The sequence below is a fragment of the Streptomyces sp. NPDC048479 genome (genome assembly GCF_040651435.1).
In the GTDB taxonomy this organism is placed as follows: domain Bacteria; phylum Actinomycetota; class Actinomycetes; order Streptomycetales; family Streptomycetaceae; genus Streptomyces.
The window spans coordinates 37,451-56,408 of record NZ_JBEZKA010000039.1 but is presented as its reverse complement, the minus strand read 5'-3'; the positions used below and the strand labels follow the sequence as shown (position 1 = coordinate 56,408).

General features: G+C 68.8%; 20 protein-coding genes and 2 pseudogenes. 15 read left to right on the top strand and 7 right to left on the bottom strand.

The annotated features are described in order from the left end of the window. Positions 1 to 132: 132 nt before the first annotated feature. Positions 133 to 816, bottom strand: coding sequence for a glycerophosphodiester phosphodiesterase family protein (locus tag AB0D12_RS36525; RefSeq protein WP_362692996.1), 684 nt, complete (start codon positions 814 to 816; stop codon positions 133 to 135). A gap of 72 nt (positions 817 to 888) precedes the next feature. Beyond that, positions 889 to 1,014 (bottom strand): hypothetical protein, encoded by a 126-nt coding sequence (locus AB0D12_RS36520; RefSeq protein ID WP_362692993.1) that lies wholly within the window; start codon positions 1,012 to 1,014, stop codon positions 889 to 891. 318 nt (positions 1,015 to 1,332) lie between these two features. Between AB0D12_RS36520 and AB0D12_RS36515 the strand changes: the two genes are divergently transcribed. From AB0D12_RS36515 to AB0D12_RS36495, 5 genes are all read left to right on the top strand, one after another. Next, positions 1,333 to 2,730 (top strand): DUF6421 family protein, encoded by a 1,398-nt coding sequence (locus AB0D12_RS36515; protein WP_362692990.1) that lies wholly within the window; start codon positions 1,333 to 1,335, stop codon positions 2,728 to 2,730. A 29-nt stretch (positions 2,731 to 2,759) separates the two neighbouring features. After that, the gene (locus tag AB0D12_RS36510; RefSeq protein WP_362693005.1) at positions 2,760 to 3,512 is read left to right on the top strand and encodes an SDR family NAD(P)-dependent oxidoreductase; all 753 of its coding nucleotides are present in this window, start codon (positions 2,760 to 2,762) and stop codon (positions 3,510 to 3,512) included. Then, positions 3,491 to 4,579, top strand: coding sequence for a low specificity L-threonine aldolase (locus AB0D12_RS36505; protein ID WP_362692987.1), 1,089 nt, complete (start codon positions 3,491 to 3,493; stop codon positions 4,577 to 4,579). Before AB0D12_RS36510 ends, AB0D12_RS36505 begins: the two co-directional genes overlap by 22 nt. Before the next feature lie 75 nt (positions 4,580 to 4,654). After that, positions 4,655 to 5,236 (top strand): transglutaminase family protein, encoded by a 582-nt coding sequence (locus AB0D12_RS36500; protein ID WP_362692984.1) that lies wholly within the window; start codon positions 4,655 to 4,657, stop codon positions 5,234 to 5,236. A gap of 13 nt (positions 5,237 to 5,249) precedes the next feature. Beyond that, entirely contained in the window at positions 5,250 to 5,942 is a 693-nt protein-coding gene (locus tag AB0D12_RS36495) for a phenylalanine--tRNA ligase beta subunit-related protein (RefSeq protein ID WP_362692981.1), read from the top strand. A 14-nt stretch (positions 5,943 to 5,956) separates the two neighbouring features. On the opposite strand, the gene AB0D12_RS36490 is transcribed toward AB0D12_RS36495, so the two are convergent. Further along, positions 5,957 to 6,679, bottom strand: coding sequence for a lysophospholipid acyltransferase family protein (locus tag AB0D12_RS36490; protein ID WP_327321903.1), 723 nt, complete (start codon positions 6,677 to 6,679; stop codon positions 5,957 to 5,959). Between the two features lie 161 nt (positions 6,680 to 6,840). Continuing rightward, entirely contained in the window at positions 6,841 to 7,257 is a 417-nt protein-coding gene (locus tag AB0D12_RS36485) for a DUF4395 domain-containing protein (protein WP_362692977.1), read from the bottom strand. A 76-nt stretch (positions 7,258 to 7,333) separates the two neighbouring features. On the opposite strand from AB0D12_RS36485, the gene AB0D12_RS36480 reads away from it, so the two are divergent. From AB0D12_RS36480 to AB0D12_RS36455, 6 genes are all read left to right on the top strand, one after another. Continuing rightward, on the top strand, positions 7,334 to 7,747 hold the full coding sequence (locus AB0D12_RS36480) for a thioredoxin family protein (RefSeq protein ID WP_362692974.1): 414 nt from the start codon (positions 7,334 to 7,336) through the stop codon (positions 7,745 to 7,747). A gap of 6 nt (positions 7,748 to 7,753) precedes the next feature. Next, positions 7,754 to 7,900 (top strand): putative leader peptide, encoded by a 147-nt coding sequence (locus tag AB0D12_RS36475; protein WP_362692971.1) that lies wholly within the window; start codon positions 7,754 to 7,756, stop codon positions 7,898 to 7,900. A 46-nt stretch (positions 7,901 to 7,946) separates the two neighbouring features. Further along, positions 7,947 to 8,453, top strand: coding sequence for a flavin reductase family protein (locus tag AB0D12_RS36470; RefSeq protein ID WP_362692969.1), 507 nt, complete (start codon positions 7,947 to 7,949; stop codon positions 8,451 to 8,453). A gap of 199 nt (positions 8,454 to 8,652) precedes the next feature. Next, positions 8,653 to 9,438, top strand: coding sequence for an electron transfer flavoprotein subunit beta/FixA family protein (locus AB0D12_RS36465; protein ID WP_362692966.1), 786 nt, complete (start codon positions 8,653 to 8,655; stop codon positions 9,436 to 9,438). Positions 9,439 to 9,541: 103 nt separating this feature from the next. Then, positions 9,542 to 10,504: an electron transfer flavoprotein subunit alpha/FixB family protein gene (locus AB0D12_RS36460; RefSeq protein ID WP_362692963.1), complete on the top strand. Its 963-nt coding sequence runs from the start codon at positions 9,542 to 9,544 to the stop codon at positions 10,502 to 10,504. 154 nt (positions 10,505 to 10,658) lie between these two features. After that, positions 10,659 to 11,957: an aldolase/citrate lyase family protein gene (locus AB0D12_RS36455; RefSeq protein ID WP_362692960.1), complete on the top strand. Its 1,299-nt coding sequence runs from the start codon at positions 10,659 to 10,661 to the stop codon at positions 11,955 to 11,957. Positions 11,958 to 12,250: 293 nt separating this feature from the next. Here the strand turns inward: AB0D12_RS36455 and AB0D12_RS36450 are convergent, their stop codons facing one another. Next, positions 12,251 to 13,237 carry a LacI family DNA-binding transcriptional regulator gene (locus AB0D12_RS36450; protein ID WP_362693002.1) on the bottom strand — a complete coding sequence of 329 codons (987 nt, stop codon included), beginning with the start codon at positions 13,235 to 13,237 and terminating at the stop codon, positions 12,251 to 12,253. A 210-nt stretch (positions 13,238 to 13,447) separates the two neighbouring features. On the opposite strand from AB0D12_RS36450, the gene AB0D12_RS36445 reads away from it, so the two are divergent. Further along, positions 13,448 to 14,413 (top strand): ROK family protein, encoded by a 966-nt coding sequence (locus AB0D12_RS36445; RefSeq protein ID WP_362692957.1) that lies wholly within the window; start codon positions 13,448 to 13,450, stop codon positions 14,411 to 14,413. Here AB0D12_RS36445 and AB0D12_RS36440 read toward each other — a convergent pair. Further along, positions 14,397 to 14,963 (bottom strand): annotated as a pseudogene (locus tag AB0D12_RS36440) (NPCBM/NEW2 domain-containing protein); the annotation flags it as partial. The gene AB0D12_RS36445 and the pseudogene AB0D12_RS36440 sit on opposite strands and share 17 nt — an antisense overlap. Positions 14,964 to 15,344: 381 nt before the next feature. Between AB0D12_RS36440 and AB0D12_RS36435 the strand changes: the two are divergent. From AB0D12_RS36435 to AB0D12_RS36425, 3 genes and pseudogenes are all read left to right on the top strand, one after another. Continuing rightward, positions 15,345 to 16,639 (top strand): annotated as a pseudogene (locus AB0D12_RS36435) (ABC transporter substrate-binding protein). A gap of 135 nt (positions 16,640 to 16,774) precedes the next feature. Beyond that, a complete protein-coding gene (locus AB0D12_RS36430) occupies positions 16,775 to 17,683 on the top strand; it encodes a sugar ABC transporter permease (RefSeq protein ID WP_327321886.1) in 909 nt (302 codons plus the stop codon). Then, the gene (locus tag AB0D12_RS36425) at positions 17,680 to 18,600 is read left to right on the top strand and encodes a carbohydrate ABC transporter permease (RefSeq protein WP_362692954.1); all 921 of its coding nucleotides are present in this window, start codon (positions 17,680 to 17,682) and stop codon (positions 18,598 to 18,600) included. Before AB0D12_RS36430 ends, AB0D12_RS36425 begins: the two co-directional genes overlap by 4 nt. Before the next feature lie 53 nt (positions 18,601 to 18,653). Here AB0D12_RS36425 and AB0D12_RS36420 read toward each other — a convergent pair whose 3' ends face one another. After that, positions 18,654 to 18,830, bottom strand: a complete 177-nt coding sequence (locus AB0D12_RS36420) for a hypothetical protein (RefSeq protein ID WP_362692952.1) — start codon at positions 18,828 to 18,830, stop codon at positions 18,654 to 18,656. Between the last annotated feature and the right edge of the window lie 128 nt (positions 18,831 to 18,958).

Genomic DNA, 18,958 nt, shown 5'->3' with positions numbered 1-18,958 from the left:
ACTCGGTCGGACAATCGCCCACCAGATGACTTCAGTTGACCAGCTCTCGGCACATCACCAGCAACGACCAAACAGCCCCAAAGTTACCGGTATTGGTCCTAGGGCAGCCCCAGGGAGACAGGCGCAGGAACGCTAGGCCGTGAACCGGCCGGTGCGCCGGATCTCGGGGAAGTCGGTGGTCGCGCCGTCCAGCTCGAGGGCGCGCACCAGCCGCAGATGGTCCTGGGTGTTCACCACCCAGCCGATCACCTGAAGCCCTTCACCGTGGGCGTGCTCGACGGTCTCCAAGGTCAGCCTGCGGATGTTCAGCGCGAGGGAGGCGGCGCCCACCGCCTTCGCGCGGTCCACGACGTCGGCGCCCCAGCGGCTGGCGATGAGCACGGTCCGTACACCCGGCACCAGGGTGGCGATCTCGGCGATCGCGTCGTCGTGGAAGGACGACACCTCGACGCGTTGGACGAGATCGCGGCGGCGCATCGCCTCGGCGAGTGCCCGGGCCGCGGCCACGTCCTTGATCTCCGCCTGGAGCGGTGCCCGTACGGCGTCGAGCACCTCCTCGAAGACCGGTACCCGTTCGCCGTCGCCCGCGTCGAGCTCCCGCAGCTCGGCGAGGGTCTTGTCGGCGATCGGGCCGTTTCCGCCGGTCGTACGGTCCACGTCGGCGTCGTGCATGACGACGAGGGCGCCGTCCTTGCTGAGATGCAGATCCAGTTCGATGGCGTCCATGCCGGCCTGCTCGGCACGGATGAAGGAGCGCAGGGTGTTCTCCGGCTCGACGCCCATGACCCCGCGATGACCGATGGTGAGGAAAGTCAAGATTCTCTCGCTTCCGTCGACGGCGGCTCCCACGCGCGACGCATCCCGGCATCGGCGCGGCAAGTTCGCAGCCTAACGGGCCGCCTGCGCGATGGAACCGGTCTCGCGCGGCGGAGTGGAGCGGGCCGCTCTGGCCTCCGCGATCCTCAGGACGAAACCGGTGATGAGGGCTGCGACAAGGACGGCTCGGGTGCTCACGCGGTACGGCTCCGGGGGCGAGGCGGGTCGGGCGGACGCGTCCGTCCTGCTGGCAGCCGGCTGCGTGCCGCGCGCCGCTTCACCCGCGCGTGGGCGCGTCTCCCCGTGGCTTGACGCGATAGTGCGCGCGACCAGCCGGCCGGGGCGCGGCAGGCTCCGAGGGGACTGATAGAAGCCATCGCATCAATCCTGGGTAGACCGCAAAACTTTCGGTGACCATGGGGTCGGGCAGGATAATTTCCCAAGTCTCTACTTGTACGGGGGAACCTCGCACGGATACGGTGTCTTGACGCGAGGTTCTCCCGTAGAGGAAGTGACATGACGGAAATTCTTGTGCAGGACATTGCCGCAGGGGGCATATCCTCCGCTGCCCGGGTGATCGAGCACGCGGCCTGGCCGACGCTCAAGAGTGCCGTCGAGCAGATCCGGCCCTGGCAGTCCAAGGACGGCTCGATCGATTTCGACGCCGAGGGCGCCCCGACCCGTGTTGTCGTCGAGGCCGCGCTCGACCGGGTGATCGACGCCGTGGAGGAGCTCTCGCCGCTCCTCCCGCACGACGCCGCGTACCACCGCGCGCTCGTCGCCGATCTGCACAAGTGGGCCGACAGCGCCTTCGACGTCCCCGACTTCCTGGACTCGCTGCTCGCCTTCCAGCCCGCCGCGGGCCGCGTGGACGGACTGCAGCACCTGGTCGTCTTCCCGATGTACACGCAGAACGGCAACCCGGACCGCAATCTCGAAGCGGTCGTGCTGCGCATGGTCTGGCCCGACTGGCTCTCCGAGCTGGAGCGCACCCGCTACGACAACCCCCTCTACTGCGGCATCACCTTCGAGGACTTCACCGCCGGATACGACACCAACTCCGCGGTGCTCTTCCCGGAGACCATCGCCGTGCGTGAAGCTCCCGAGCGCTTCACCTGGGGCGGCATCTTCTGCGACCGCGAGGCCGCGCGCTTCCGCCGCGTCACCGACGAGGCCGTACGCGTCCTCGGCCTCGAACTCCCCGAGGACATCCAGGAGATGGTCGGCGACCAGGCCCGCTGCGAGCAGGCCTTCGTGCTCTGGGACATGGTCCACGACCGCACCCACAGCCATGGCGACCTGCCCTTCGACCCCTTCATGATCAAGCAGCGCCAGCCGTTCTGGATGTACGGCCTGGAGGAGCTGCGCTGCGACCTCACCGCCTTCAAGGAGGCCGTGAAGCTCGAGGCCGAGGGCAACGCGCACGGCCGCGATGTGCAGTACGCCGTGCTCTTCGACCGGATGTTCCGCTTCCCGGTCAGCGGTGACCGCGTGCGCAACTACGACGGGCTCGGCGGCCAGCTGCTCTTCTCGTACCTCCACAAGCACGATGTGGTGCGCTGGACCGACAACACTCTGAAGATCGACTGGGACCGGGCACCGCAGGTCACCAATGATCTCTGCGCCGAGATCGAGAAGCTCTACCGCGACGGTATCGACCGGCCCAAGCTGGTCCACTGGTTCGCCGCGTACGACCTGGTCTCGACTTATCTCGCACCGCACCCCGGTTCCCGCTGGGCCAAGGGCCCCGATGCCCTCGATCTGTCACAGCCGCCCCGTAAACTTGTCGACGACGTGCTCCCGGACGAGTTTCCGCTCAGCATGTTCTATGAGGCGCTGTCGAAGAAGCTGAAGGCTGTGATCGCCTCCACCAAGGGGATCACCGCCGCGAGCGCCGAGCGGGTGGCCGCGTGAACGCTCGCACGGAGGAGGCGACGACCATGATGGAAAACGGCAGAGGTCCGCTGGAAGGCGCCGTGGTCGCGGTGGCCGGAGCGGCAGGCCCGGCCGGCCGGGCCTGCCTGCTGCGCCTGGCCGAGGCCGGTGCGACAGTCGTCGCCTCCGACGCTGACCCCGGGCGTCTCGCCGAGGCGGTCGATGCCGCCCGGTACGCGCACGGCGGTGCGACCGTCACCGGGGACACCGTCGACCTTCTCGACCTGAACGCCACGCGGGAGTGGGCGGACAGGACCGAGAAGGAGTTCGGCCGGATCGACGGACTGGTCCATCTCGTCGGCGGCTGGCGCGGCAGCGCCTCCTTCGCCGAGACCAACCTCGCCGACTGGGAGCTTCTCGAGAAGCTGCTGATCCGTACCGTCCAGCACACCTCGCTCGCCTTCCACGACGGCTTGCTGCGCAGCGACCGCGGCCGCTACGTGCTGATCAGCGCGGCCGGCGCCAGCCAGCCGACCGCGGGCAATGCCGCGTACGCCGCCTCCAAGGCCGCGGCCGAGGCCTGGACGCTCGCGCTCGCCGACGCCTTCCGTAAGGCAGGGGGCGAGGAGGGGCCGAAGACCGCGGCTGCCATCCTGGTGGTCAAGGCACTCGTGCACGACGCCATGCGTGCCGAGCGCCCGAATGCAAAATTCGCGGGCTTCACGGACGTGACGGAACTGGCCGAAGCCATCGCCGGAGTCTGGGACCGGCCCGCCCGGGAAGCGAATGGACAGCGCCTGTGGCTGACCCCCAAGCCGTGACACCGACGAAGACCGATGCTCGGCGCCACCATGATCCGTCCGTAAGAGGCTTTGCGAGCGACAACTACGCGGGCGCTCACCCCGAGGTCCTCGCGGCGCTCTCGCTCGCCAACGGCGGTCACCAGATCGCCTACGGCGAGGACGAGTACACCGAGCACCTCCAGCGGGTCATGCACAGTCACTTCGGCCCGACGGCGGAAGCCTTTCCGGTTTTCAACGGCACCGGCGCCAATGTGACGGCTCTTCAGGCGCTCACCGACCGCTGGGGCGCTGTGATCTGCGCCGAGTCCGCGCACATCAATGTCGACGAGGGCGGCGCGCCGGAGCGGATGGGCGGGCTGAAGCTGCTGACCGTACCGACTCCGGACGGCAAGCTGACGCCCGAGCTCATCGACCGCCAGGCGTTCGGCTGGGACGACGAGCACCGGGCGATGCCGCAGGTCGTCGCGATCACTCAGAACACCGAGCTGGGCACGGTCTACACGCCCGACGAGATCCGGGCCATCTGCGAGCACTCGCACGAGCGCGGGATGAAGGTCTATCTCGACGGTGCCCGGATAGCCAACGCCGCCGCGTCGCTGAACGTCCCGATGCGGACGTTCACCAACGCCGTCGGCGTCGATGTCATCTCCTTCGGTGGCACCAAGAACGGCATGCTCTTCGGCGAGGCCGTCGTCGTCCTCAATCCGGACGCCGTCAGCCATATGAAGCACCTGCGCAAGCTGTCGATGCAGCTCGCCTCCAAGATGCGCTTCGTTTCGGTGCAGTTGGAGGCGCTACTGACGCGCGATCTGTGGCTGCGCAACGCCAGGCACGCCAACAGCATGGCCCAGCGGCTGGCGCAGGGCGTGGGTGGGGTCGACGGTGTGGAGATCCTCCACCCCGTACAGGCCAACGCGATTTTCGCGCGTCTGCCGCACGATGTGAGCGCGCGTCTGCAGAAGCGTTTCCGCTTCTACTTCTGGGACGAGGCGGCGGGAGACGTCCGCTGGATGTGTTCCTTCGACACCACCGAAGAGGATGTCGACGCCTTCGTCCAGGCGCTGAAGGAAGAGATGGCGAAGTAGACCTCGCTGTATAAATATGTGGCCGACCGGAAATTGATTGACGTCCGGTCGGCCGCTTCCTTAGGGTCGGCGGGTATGGAGCTGATCCAGCAGAACCCTGAACTGTCTGCGTATCTCGCCGCTGACGAGGTCATCGACCATGAACACCCGCTGGTGCGGCAGACGGCCGCTCGTCTCCGTAGCGATGGTGTCGATGCATACGCATACGCCAAGGCGGCCTTTGAATTCGTCCGCGACACCATCCCGCACTCCAGCGACACGGGGGACGTGCGGGTCCCCTGGCGTGCTTCCGACGTCCTCGCGCAGCGCACCGGCATCTGCTGCGCCAAGTCCCACGCGCTCGTCGCCCTGCTGCGCGCCGGGTCCATCCCTGCCGCCTTCTGTTACCAGCGACTGAATGTCGTCCATGGGCTGGCGGCGCTGAAGCTTCCCGGCGGCAGCGGGGAGTGGGCGCGGCTGGATCCGCGCGGCAACAAGTCCGGAATCGACGCACAGTTCTCGCTCGCGAAGGAGCGCCTCGCTTACGAGGTGCGGCCGGAGTCCAATGAGATGGACTATCCAGTGCTCTATGATGTACCCCATCCAGTCGTGCTCGACGCTCTCCGGGCGGCGCCCGACCTGGAGACCCTCTGGACCCTGTACCCGGCCGAACTGTGAGGCACGACGAACCATGACGCTCACGCTCACCGTGTCCGACGAGGTCCTGGACCTCGCGCCCGGCTTCATCCATCTGGCCGTCGAGGCCCGCGGACTGGTCAACGGGGAGAGCAATGCCGACAGTTCGGCCCTGCTGGACGTTGCCGCGCGGAGGCTCGCCGAGCGCCTGGACGGGCACGCCCCGCACGAGGACCCGCACATGGTGGCCTGGCGTGCGGCGTACTCCGCCTTCGGTGCCAAGCCGTCCCGTACTCGCAATTCCGCCGAGGCGCTGGCCAAACGGGCGCTCGCCGACGGCGGGCTGCCGCGCATCAACCGGCTGGTCGATCTCTACAACGCGATCAGCGTGGCCCATCTGATTCCGGTCGGCGGTGAGGACACCGACCACATCCAGGGCGGATTGCGGCTCGTACGGGCCACGGGTGAGGAGCCGTTCGTCACCGTCGCCGGGGGTGAGGAGACAGTCGAGCATCCGGACGCCGGCGAGGTCGTCTGGTGCGACGACGAAGGCGTCACCTGCCGGCGCTGGAACTGGCGCCAGGGCGTACGCACCCGGCTCACCGAGGAGTCGGTGAACGCACTCTTCCTGCTGGAGGGCATGGCCCCCATGACGAACGGCGAGCTCGAGGCCGCAGCCGCCGAACTCGCCGAGTCGCTGGAGAAGCTGAGCCCCGGAGCGCGGATCACCGTCCGCCCGCCCCGGTAACGGCTCCTGTGGTCTCAGCCCGCCTCGCGGACCTCGGCCGGAGTCGGCGCCGTACCCCCGAGGTGGGCGGGCACCCACCAGGTGTCGCCCGCGTCCTTGGGGCGTACGGGATAGGCGCGCTGGGCCGCTTCCAGGAGCTCCTGGCAACGCTCGCGCAGCCGCCGGGTGATCGCGCCCGCGTACTGGTCGGCGGGGGCCTCGACCGGCTCGCCGACGCGGATGGTGACGGGGATGTGGCTGCGCCTGAAGTTACGCGGCCGGCCCTTGGTCCAGATCCGCTGGGTGCCCCACAGGGCCATCGGGATCAGCGGCACGCCGGCCTCCTGGGCCAGCCGGGCCGCACCCGACTTGAAGCTCTTGAGCGTGAACGACTGCGAGATCGTCGCCTCCGGGAAGACCCCGATGATCTCGCCCGAGCGCAGCGACTCGAGCGCGTGCGCGTACGCCGTCTCACCCTGCTTGCGGTCCACCGGGATGTGCTTCATTCCGCGCATCAGCGGGCCGGAGATCTTGTGCCGGAAGACGGATTCCTTCGCCATGAAGCGCACCAGGCGCTTCTGGGGGAGCGCCGCGAGTCCGGTGAAGATGAAGTCCAGGTAGCTGATGTGGTTGCTGACGAGCACAGCGCCGCCCGAGCGCGGGATGTTCTCCGAACCTTGAGTGTCGATCTTCAGGTCCCACGCCTTGAACAGGGTTCGAGCGGCGCCGACGACCGGCCGATAGACGAGCTCTGCCATCTGGAGAGGGCCCTTCTGTTGTGCCCGGGGAGGGTTCTCCCGGCGGAAGTTACGCAGCCGTAGGTTTTCGGCATTGGGCAGATCGTGCCGCATACGCAGCCTACTGACCAGTCCTGGCGGCTCGGGCGGGCGAGATTCTTGTCACGTGCTTACGTGTCCCCTCATGACCGTGCCGTGGTGGCGCGGCGGAAGAGCAGGTACAGCTCGCATCCCAAGCAGTACCCGAATGCGGCGTTGAGGAACGCGGCGGCGAGAGCGCATCCGGTGGCGGTGAGGGCCAGCCACGACGGACCCCAGAAATAGCCGACCAGGCCGAGCAGGGCGAAGGCCAGGCCCACGGCCTGCGCGAAGCGCGGCGGAGCCGGCGACTCGAACTCGGCCGGCGGCCCGATGCGCGGCCGTACCGCGGTGCGGAACAGCCATCCGTACGGAGAACGCGGCACGCCGAACACCGCTCCCGCGGCGAAGCAGAGAGCCTGCCAGGCGAGCAGGACGCCGCTGCCCGTGACAAGAACCGCGGCGAGTACGAGCGTGGTGACGGCGGCTCCGAAGCGCGGGCCCCTGACGTCGATGTCCATGCCCGACAGCATCGCGCAGAAGATCCGCTGTGCGGGGCCGGGAATCTTTGCGGTCCTGTGAACGCTGCAGCGGTGGATGACAGGACTCGTGGTGTGTGCGGTGGTGCTCGCGGCGGCGAGCGTCTTTGGGCTCTGGCAGCGGCGGAGCGGTGGGAGGATGAAGGTGCGCGGGCGGGACGCGGAGAGACGCCTCGGTGCGGCCGAGTTGGGCGTGGAGCTGGGCCGGCGGGCGACACTCGTCCAGTTCTCGAGCGCGTTCTGCCAGCCCTGCCGGGCGACCCGGCGCACCCTCGCCGAAGTGTCGGACATGATCGACGGCGTGTCGCATGTGGAGATCGACGCGGAGGAGCGGCTCGCTCTGGTCCGTGACCTCAACATCCTCAAGACACCCACCGTGCTGGTGCTCGACGCGAGCGGCCGCATCGTCACCAGGGCCTCCGGACAGCCCCGCAAGGCGGATGTGATCGCCGCGCTCGGACAGGCGGTGTGACGCCCCGTGACTCGTGTCGCACATCCTGGAACACGCTTGACTGCACCCGCCATCCATCGTCACGCTGACGCTGTGCCTCAAGAACTCCTTCTCTACGGGCGGCCCCATGTGGACCTCGTCCGAAACGCGAGTGCGCGCTGTCCGGCTGTCTGAGCAGCCACGGCCGCCCCGTTCGCATCCCCTGCAGAAGGACAACTCCATGACGGCTTCGCCCGATCTCGGCACCGCTCAGCTGGCCTCTCCCGACCTGCTCCGCTCCGTCTTCCGGCAGCACGCCGCGGGCGTCGCGGTGATCACCGCCCAGGGCGACCACCCCGTCGGATTCACCGCCACATCCCTCAACTCCGTGGCCGCCGAACCTCCGTTGATCTCGTTCGGTGTGGGTACGTCCTCGTCCAGCTGGCCGGTCATCGCCAGGGCCGAGCACATCGGCGTACACGTACTCGGCGAGCACCAGCAGGAGCTGGCCGCGACCTTTGCGCGCAGCGGCGCCGACCGTTTCGGGCAGCCCACCCGATGGAGTACCGGTCCGGAGGGCGTCCCGGTCCTTGACGGCGTACTGGCCTGGCTGGTGTGCCGTGTCGTCGGCCGCGTCCAGGCCGGGGACCATCGCATCGTGATCGCCGAGGCCGTCGTCGGCGACCCCGCGGGGGCCGGCCGTCCGCTGCTCTACCACCAGGGACGCTTCAACGCTCTGCGGGACTGAGAGTTCCCGGAGCCTGCCGGTTACGGAGCGTTGGCAAGGTCACAGGACTAAGCGCTTGCATATGTGGAAAGAGGTGGGTGTACTGACGAGTAATATTTCGTTCGGAGCGCGGGCCGCCCCGACCGGGATCCGCCCAGTAAGGCGCCTATGCTGCCAACAGAAGGCAGCTCAGTAGAGACGATGCAGTAGGAGAGCCGGCGTGAGCTTGAGGATCGTTGTCTGTGTGAAGTACGTGCCCGACGCCACCGGCGACCGGCACTTCGCCGATGACCTGACCGTGGACCGCGAAGACGTCGACGGCCTGCTGTCGGAGCTCGACGAGTACGCGGTCGAGCAGGCGCTGCAGATCGCCGACGAGGCGGACGACGCGGAGATCACCGTGCTGACCGTCGGCCCCGAGGACGCCAAGGACGCGCTGCGCAAGGCGCTCTCCATGGGCGCCGACAAGGCCGTCCACGTCGAGGACGACGATCTGCACGGCACCGACGTCATGGGCACCTCGCTGGTGCTCGCCAAGGCCATCGAGAAGACCGGCTACGACCTGGTCATCGCCGGTATGGCCTCGACGGACGGCACCATGGGCGTGCTCCCGGCGATCCTCGCCGAGCGCCTGGGCGTTCCGCAGGTCACGCTGCTCTCCGAGGTCTCGGTCGAGGACGGCGTCGTCAAGGGCCGCCGTGACGGCGACACCGCGAGCAAGCAGCTCGAGGCGTCCCTGCCGGCCGTCGTCTCCGTGACGGACCAGTCGGGCGAGGCCCGCTACCCGTCCTTCAAGGGCATCATGGCCGCCAAGAAGAAGCCGGTGGAGTCCCTGGACCTGGAGGACCTTGAGATCGACGCCGACGAGGTCGGCCTCGAGGGCGCCTGGACCGCGGTCGACTCGGCCGCCGAGCGCCCGGCCCGTACCGCCGGCACGATCGTCAAGGACGAGGGCGAGGGCGGCAAGCAGCTGGCCGAGTTCCTTGCGAGCCAGAAGTTCATTTAGCTGCCGGGGGTCCGGGGGTTGCCCCCCGGGTCAACACAGCATCTGAGGCTCGCTGAGCCCCCAACTGCCCCCAGATACTTCGCATTCGCAGGAGAGCAATCCCATGGCTGAAGTTCTCGTCTATGTCGACCACGTGGACGGCGCCGTCCGCAAGCCCACCCTTGAGCTGCTGACGCTGGCCCGCCGCATCGGCGAGCCCGTCGCCGTCGCCCTCGGCTCCGGCGCCGATGCCACCGCGCCCGCGCTCGCCGAGCACGGTGCGGTCAAGGTCCTCACCGCCGACGCGCCCGAGTTCGCCGACTACCTCGTCGTGCCGAAGGTCGACGCGCTGCAGGCGGCGTACGAGGCCGTCTCCCCGGCCGCCGTGCTCGTCCCGTCCTCCGCCGAGGGCAAGGAGATCGCGGCCCGCCTGGCGGTCCGTATCGGCTCCGGCATCATCACCGACGCCGTCGACCTCGAGGCCGGCGACGAGGGTCCGGTGGCCACGCAGTCCGCGTTTGCCGCCTCCTTCACCACCAAGTCCCGTGTCTCCAAGGGCACTCCGGTCATCACCGTGAAGCCGAACTCGGCCGCCGTGGAGGCCGCTCCGGCCGCGGGCGCCGTCGAGGCCCTGACCGTCACCTTCTCCGAGAAGGCCACCGGCACCAAGGTCGTCGCGCGCACCCCGCGTGAGTCGACCGGCCGTCCCGAGCTGACCGAGGCCGCGATCGTGGTCTCCGGCGGCCGTGGCGTCAACGGCGCCGAGAACTTCCACATCATCGAGGCGCTGGCCGACTCGCTCGGTGCCGCTGTCGGTGCCTCGCGCGCCGCCGTGGACGCCGGCTGGTACCCGCACTCCAACCAGGTCGGCCAGACCGGCAAGTCGGTCTCCCCGCAGCTGTACATCGCCTCCGGTATCTCCGGCGCGATCCAGCACCGGGCCGGCATGCAGACCTCGAAGACCATCGTGGCCATCAACAAGGACGCCGAGGCCCCGATCTTCGACCTGGTCGACTACGGCGTCGTCGGCGACCTCTTCGAGGTCGTCCCGCAGCTGACCGCAGAGGTCCAGACCCGCAAGGGCTGACCCGCGGAAGTCTTCTACGGCCCGGGGCCGCACGGTGAACACCACCGCGCGGCCCCGCACGCTTTCGGGTGACCATTGACGCAGGTCGCGACCGCCTATTAACTTCGCTATACGGATTGTTGATTCCGTGGAGCGGAAAACAGGAGGGTGCAGGATGGGCCAGCAGGAGAAGGTGGCAACGAGCCTCGCCGGAGCGGTCAGCGAGGGCATCAGCGCCTCCCTCGCGCCGGTGGACGCGGAACTCGCCCGCCGCTACCCGGGAGACCCCGGCACCCGCCAGCCCGTCCACACCGTCTACGTACCCGGTGATGTCTTCGTCGCCGACACCATCCGTTCCTGGGGCGACCAGGCGCTGGCGGCGCTCGACGAGCACGCACCGGACGCCGCATCCTTCGCCGCCGTCCTCGGCCTCTCCGACGAGCTCGCGGGACCGGTGTACGACCGCGTACGGGCCAAGCTGGAGCGCGAGCCCGTCGAGGACCTGCGCATCGACTTCGAGGACGGCTACGGCGGCCGCGGTGACGCCGACGAGGACGCCCACGCGGCCCGGGCCGCCCGTCTGATCACCGATGCGTACGCCAGTGGCACCGCCGCCCCGTACATGGGCATCCGCATGAAGTGCATGGAAGCAGCCGTACGCGACCGTGGCATCCGTACCCTCGACATCTTCCTCACCGGGCTGATGGAGGCCGGCGGTCTGCCCGACGGACTCGTCCTGACCCTCCCCAAGGTCACCTACGCCGAGCAGGTCACCGCCATGGTGCGGCTCGTCGAGGAGTTCGAGAAGGCGCGTGGCCTGGCGGTCGGCCGGATCGGCTTCGAGATCCAGATCGAGACCAGCCAGTCCATCCTCGCCGCCGACGGCACCGCCACCGTGGCCCGGATGATCGACGCTGCCGAGGGGCGGGCCACCGGACTGCACTACGGCACCTTCGACTACAGCGCCTGCCTCGGCGTCAGCGCCGCCTACCAGGCGAGCGACCACCCGGCCGCCGACCACGCCAAGGCCGTCATGCAGGTCGCGGCCGCGGGCACCGGCGTACGCGTCTCCGACGGCTCCACCAACGTCCTGCCCGTTGGCACGACCGAGAAGGTGCACGACGCCTGGCGGCTGCACTACGGACTCACCCGCCGCGCGCTGGCCCGCGCCTACTACCAGGGCTGGGACATGCACCCGGGCCACCTCCCGACCCGTTACGCCGCCGTGTTCGCCTTCTACCGCGAGGGCTTCGAGCAGGCCGCCGCACGGCTGTCCGCGTACGCCAACCACACGGGTGGCGACGTCATGGACGAGCCCGCCACCGCCAAGGCGCTGAGTGGCTATCTGCTGCGCGGCATCGACTGCGGCGCCCTGGACACCGCCGAGGTCGCCCGGCTCACCGGTCTCACCCGGGCCGATCTCGACGGGTTCGCCTCGCCCCGCCGCGGGGACCTCACGGCCACAGCCAAGTAGCCGCGGGACCTCATGGGCGTGGTCCGGGCGCGCCGTCGACGAGGTGCGCGGCCACGAGGACCGGGCGGAAGTTCGACCGCCGGCGGCTCCACCGGCACGACCGGCGGCAGGTCGACCGGTGGGTCGAGCACCTCGGGCGGCGGGCAGCACATCCACCAACCGCGGTTCGACGACTGGCGATCCGGACCCGGCCCCGGCGTCCGTCTGCCACTCCATCGGCGGCGGCAGATACATCTGCCAGGTCCGGGCCCGTCTGCGTCCAGGGCGGGTACAGCGACAAGCCGGTGCCCGGCCTACCCGTCTGCCGGCGGCGGGAGCTCGCCCGAGCCGCGCGGGATCAGCACCGTCTCCAGCGCCACCTGCGCGGGCTCGTCGTCCACGCCGTCGAGACGGCGGAACAGCCGCTCGGCGGCGGTACGCCCGAGAGTCGCGGCGTCCTGGGCGATGACCGTGATGCCGAGCAGGTCGGCGAGTTCGATGTCGTCGAACCCGACCAGCGCGACCGGCCGGTCGCGCTCCGCCAGGACCCGTACGGCCGTCACCGTCACCCGGTTGTTGCCCGCGAACAGCGCGGTGACCGGCTCGGGGCCCGCCAGCATCGCCTCGACCGCAGCCCGCACCGGTTCCGGAGCGGTGGAGCCCAGCGACACCCAGCTGTCGTCCACCGCGAGCCCGGCGTCCTCCATGGCGGCGCGGTAGCCACGCACCCGCTCGGCAGCGGTGTGGATACGCGGCTGGTCGCCGATGAATCCGATACGGCGGTGGCCGTGCGCGATCAGATGCGCCACGCCCTTGCGGGCGCCGCCGAAGCTGTCGGAGAGCACCACGTCCGCGTCGATCTGACCGGCCGGGCGGTCCACGAACACCGTGGCGACGCCCGCCTTTATCTCCGGCTCCAGATAGCGGTGGTCGTGGCCGGCCGGGATCACGATCAGCCCGTCCACCCGACGGGCGCAGAGCGCGAGTACCAACTCCTGTTCGCGCTCCGGGTCCTCGGCGCTCGAACCGTTGATGAGCAGGGCGCCGTGGGCGCGGGCGACCTCTTCGACCGCGCGGTTCAGCGGCCCGTAGAAGGGGTCGGCGAGATCTTCGAGCACCAGCCCGATCGAGGCGGTGCGGCCCTTGCGCAGCACCCGTGCGCTGTCGTTGCGGCGGAAGCCGAGGGACTCGATGGCCTCGTGCACCCGGCGTTCGGTGTCGGGCGTGACGCCGGGTTCGCCGTTGACCACCCGGGAGACGGTTTTGAGGCCGACGCCGGCCCGCGCGGCGACATCTTTCATGGTGGGCCGATTGCCGTAGCGGGGCTCGGGGCCTCGGGTGCGGCCCGCCGTCGGCGGGTGACGGTCGGTCTCGGCCACAGTGCGCTGTCCTGTCGTTGTCCGGTGTGCGAGGGTGTGGCGTCGAGCATAGGCCCTGGACAACGTTGTCAGGGGAATGGAGACTGTTACTGAATCCGCAGGTCCGACAGCTCCCCGGGGGATCCCACACCGATGCATACCGACCTCGTCGCCGCGCTCGATATCGGCGGCACCAAGATCGCCGGCGCGTTGGTGGACGGCAGCGGCGGGATTGTGCTGCGGGCGCAGCGCCCGACACCCGCCCGTGAGGACGGCGACACCGTGATGCGCGCCGTCGAGGCGGTTCTGGCCGAGCTCGCCGCCTCCCCGCTCTGGGTGCGGGCATCGGCCGTCGGCATCGGCAGCGCTGGTCCGGTGGACGCCTCCGCCGGTACGGTCAGCCCGGTCAATGTCCCAGGCTGGCGCGACTTTCCGCTGGTCGCGCGGGTGCGCCGGGCCGCCGACGGGCTGCCCGTCGCGCTGGTCGGCGACGGCGTCGCGATGACCGCGGCCGAGCACTGGCAAGGCGCGGCCCGCGGCTACGACAACGCCCTGTGCATGGTCGTCTCGACCGGTGTCGGCGGTGGACTCGTCCTTGGCGGGAAGCTCCATCCGGGACCCACCGGCAACGCCGGGCACATCGGCCACATCAGTGTCGACCTGGACGGCGATCTCTGCCCGTGCGGCGCGCGCGGCTGCGTGGAGCGGATCGCCAGCGGCCCGAACATCGCACGCCGGGCGCTGGAGAACGGCTGGCAGCCCGGCCCCGACGGCGACACCTCGGCCGCCGCCGTGGCCGTCGCCGCCAGGGCCGGACACCCGGTCGCGGTCGCTTCCTTCGAGCGGGCGGCCCAGGCCCTCGCCGCCGGGATCGCCGCCACAGCGACCCTCGTCGAGATCGAGATTGCCGTCATCGGCGGAGGAGTGGCGGGCGCGGGCGATGTGCTCTTCGCGCCGCTGCGCCGTGCCCTGCACGACTACGCCACGCTCTCCTTCGTACAGCGGCTGACGGTGGCTCCGGCCCTGACGGGCACGGACGCCGGTCTGGTGGGTGCGGCCGCAGCCGCCTCGCTCGGCCGTGACGGCGAGGCGGCAGCGGTTGTCAGCAGCCGATCCTGAGGTCGGCCCAGTCGGCGTGGTCGGAGTCGACCCCGTCACCGCCGTCGGTGACCACCAGACGTACGACCTTCGCACCACTGACATCCGCCGAAATCGGCTGTGCGGGCATGGCGTTGGTCAGTACGTCCGTCGAGGCGGCCTTCTTCCCGTCCGCCCAGATCTCGAAGGCGACCGTACCCTTCGCCCCCTTCTCGTCGTCCAGGCCGACCTGCGCGGTGACGGTGGTGCACTTACCGCCCGCGTAGTACGCCACGGCGCTCGCGGCGTGCACACCGAGGCCCTTGGTGAAGACCTGGCCGCCGATGGTGATCGGCTTGCCGTCGCCGGCCTTGCTCTCGCCGTTGCTGGTGTCCTGCTCCACGGGACCCCAGCCGTTCTCCGCGCTCAGTGCGCCGAGATCACTGAGATACGTCCCGCCAGCGGGCGGCGCCACGACCACATGCACGCTCGCCGGTGCGGAGGTGGTGAGCCGCTGTCCGGTCAGCGAGCGGTACTTGGTCGTCAGCGTCAGTCCGTACGAGCCGGTCGCCGGCGCGGGACCGGCCGGCGCGGCCGGGGCACCGGCGGCGAGAGCCGGTGTGCCCAGCCCCGCCGCGCCGAGCAGCGCGGCGGCCAGCGCTCCGACGACTCTGTGGCGGGTACTGCGGGTGGGAAGGTGACGCATCGTAACGTTCCTCCGTACTCGCGCATTTTGGGATGGTGGCATGTACGTGTCAGTCGCGAGCGTTTACGGTAGGCCGTGTTGGAGTCTGTTGGAAGAGATGCGGTAACGGTTGTTCGATGTCTCGCCAAAACCCTTGACGACACCCCTTTCTGGGAGTGAGATCCAATTCTCGCGTTGGGTTGTGTTGAGTTGCACCCCGGAGGAGGGGACATGGCGCAGTCATCGTTCAACGGTTCTGCCGCGCCCGGGAGCGTGGCAGGACATCGGATGTCCCGGCGGAATCTGCTGCGTGGCGCAGCGGCGGGCGCAGGTGCGGTCGCGCTGCCCTCGCTGCTCGCCGCATGCGGCAGTGGGCCCGGCGGGGACGGCAAGACCATCACTTTGGGGTCCAACTCGTCCGACCCGGTGCCGAAGAAGGCTTTCGCCGACGCGTTCTCCGCGTACGGCAAGCAGTCGAAGGACGGACGGAAGGTCAAGGTCAACACCGTTGACCACAACACCTTCCAGGAGAACATCAACCGCTACCTGCAGGGCAAGCCGGACTCCGTCTTCATGTGGTTCGCGGGCTACCGCATGCAGTTCTTCGCCAAGAAGGGCCTGTTGCACGACATCAGCGACAACTGGGCGGGCTACCAGGGCTTCTCGCCGGCGCTGAAGGCCCAGTCCACAGGTGAGGACGGCAAGCAGTACCTCACGCCGTACTACTACTACCCATGGGCCGTCTTCCACCGGAAGAGCGTCTTCGAGCAGCACGGCTACCAGGCTCCCAAGACGCTCGACGAGTACATAGCGCTCGCCAAGCAGATGCAGAAGGACAAGCTCGTCCCCATCGCGTTCTGCGACAAGGACGGCTGGCCGGCGATGGGCACGTTCGACTACATCAATATGCGCAGCAACGGATACGAATTCCACAAGAACCTGATGGCCGGCAAGGAGGCGTGGACCGACAAGCGCGTCAAGGACGTCTTCGACACCTGGCGCAGCATCCTCCCGTACTGCCAGCCCGGAGCCAACGGCCGCACCTGGCAGGAGGCCGCGACCAGTCTGCAGAAGAAGCAGGCGGGTATGGCGGTCTTCGGACTCCCGCACCCCGGCGCCCAGTTCCCCAAGGGCGAGCAGGCCGACATCGACTTCTTCCCGTTCCCGGTGATCAATCCCGAGCACGGACAGGACGCGGTCGAGGCGCCCATCGACGGGTCCTGCTCGCGAAGAAGTCGAAGGACCTCAAGAACGACAAGAGCCTGGAGAGCGCCAAGGACCTGCTCAAGTGGCTGGCCACGGGCAAGGCGGAGGACATCTATCTCGCCAGTGACCCCAACAACATCGCCGTGAGCGACCAGGCCGACATCTCCAAGTACTCCCCGCTGCAGAAGAAGGCCGTCGAACTCGTCTCCGGCGCCAAGCAGATCTCGCAGTTCCTGGACCGGGACACGAGGCCGGACTTCTCCTCGACCGTGATGATCCCGGCCATTCAGACCTTCATCAACAAGCCGAAGGACGTGGATGGGTTGGTCAACAGCATCGAGAGGCAGAAGAGGACCATCTTCGCCTCCGAAGACTGACTGACACCGGCCGAAACCGACTTGGAGCCACCACCCGTGCCGCTGCTGCAATCTCCCGGGGGACAACCCCCGGACCCCCGGCCGGAACCGCAGGCCGACCGGGGCACCCCGAACGACACCGCGGGGCGAACGAGAGTGAGCACCCCGCGGCGCGCCGCTCGACGAGGTCCGCGGCGGTTCACCCGCCGCGACCTCGCCGTACTCGGCGTGCTGCTGGGCATACCGATCCTGCTTGACGTAGCCATCGTGTGGGGGCCGACCCTCGCCTCCATCGTGCTCTCCTTCACCAGCTGGGACGGCATCGGAGACATCCACTGGGTCGGCACGAAGAACTACGAGAACCTCTTCACCAACTATCCGCAGTTCTGGCCCGCCGCCCGCCACAACCTGCTCTGGCTGGCCTTCCTCGGACTGATCGCGACCCCGTTCGGACTGCTGCTGGCCGTCCTCATCGACCGGGGCGTACGGTTCAGCCGCTTCTACCAATCGACGCTCTACATGCCGGTGGTGCTCTCGCTCGCCGTCGTCGGCTTCATCGCCCAGCTGGTCTTCTCCCGCGACCAGGGCGCGCTCAACGCGATCCTCGCGGACACCGAGAACCCCACCGACTGGCTCGGCGATCCCGACCTGAACATCTGGATGATCCTGCTGGCCGCGGCCTGGCGGCACACCGGCTATGTCATGATCCTCTACCTGGCCGGCCTCAAAGCCGTCGACCCCTCGCTGAAGGAAGCGGCCGCCATCGACGGTGCGAGCGAGCGGCAGACCTTCTTCCGTGTCGTCTTCCCGACCCTGCGGCCCGTCAATGTCATCGTCGGCGTCATCACTGTCATCGAGGCGCTGCGCGCCTTCGACATCGTCTACGCCGTCAACAAAGGCAGAAACGGCCTGGAGCTGCTCTCGGTCCTCGTCACCGACAACATCATCGGCGAGGCCAGCCGGATCGGCTTCGGTTCCGCGATCGCCGTGGTGCTGCTGCTTGTCTCCATGGGATTCGTCGTGACGTATCTGGTCCAGGAGATCCGTGGGGAGAAGAACCGATGACGATCGACACCGCCCCGGCGCCCGCCACCACACCGGCCGCGGCCCCATCGCCCCGCAAGCGCGCCCTGCGCCCCGGCCGGCTCGGCGTGCACGCGTTCCTGATGACTGTCTCGCTGGCCTTCCTGGCGCCCCTGCTGCTCGCGGTGTACGCCTCGCTGCGGCCGTACGACGAGACCTCCGAGCACGGCTACTTCTCGCTGCCGAAGAAGCTCTCCTTCGACTACTACCAACAGGCCTTCAGCGACTCGGGGATGATGAAGTACTTCATCAACACCCTGATCATCGCCGTGCCGGGAGTGCTGCTCGCGCTCTTCTTCGCCTCCTTCGTCGCCTTCGCCGTGTCACGGCTGAGGATGCGCGGCTCGATCGTGCTGCTGATGCTCTTCACCGCCGGCAATCTGCTGCCCCAGCAGGTGATCGTCACTCCGCTGTACGTCCTGTTCAACCGCATCCCGTTGCCGTACTGGATGTCCGACTCGATGACGATGTTCGACTCGTACTGGGCCGTCATCTCCGTCCAGGTCGGATTCCAGATCGGGTTCTGTGTCTTCGTCCTCGCCAACTTCATGCGCACCCTGCCCCAGGAGATCCTGGAGGCGGCGATCGTGGACGGCGCGAGTGTGTGGACGCAGTACTGGCGCATCACGCTGCCGCTCTGCCGCCCCGCCCTCGCGGCGCTCGGCACGCTGCAGTTCACCTGGATGTACAACGACTTCCTCTGGGCGCTCGTCTTCATCTCCGACGGCGACAAGCTGCCCATCACCTCGGCGCTGAACAACCTCCGCGGTCAGTTCTTCACCGACTACAACCTGCTGGCGGCGGGTTCGGTGATCGTGGCACTGCCGACGCTGCTGGTCTTCCTGCTGCTCCAGCGCCACTTCATCGCCGGGCTCACCCTCGGCTCCACCAAGGGCTGAGTCGGACGGGCAGGCCGGCTTCCGTCCCGGCCCGGGGCGGAAGCCGCGTCACGCTAGACCACCGCCTCCGCGGTCCGCTGCGGAACGACCACCAGGAAGGCGTCCGATTCGAGGTCCATCACGACCTCCGCCACCAGACCCTCGTCCCGGCGTGCCCGTGCGAACTCCTCGGCCGGCCAGCTGCCGCGCGGGCCCCCGGCGGGAAACTGCTCCAACACCGTACGGCGCATCCCGCACCCCCTTGTCTCTCCCGCTCCAACGACGCTCCGCGCCCGGGTGTCACGCCCCGGCGGGGGCATCCGTTCGTATGGTGAGACGCGTCAGGGCGCGGGACGGTGGTGGTGAACCGGCAACAGCA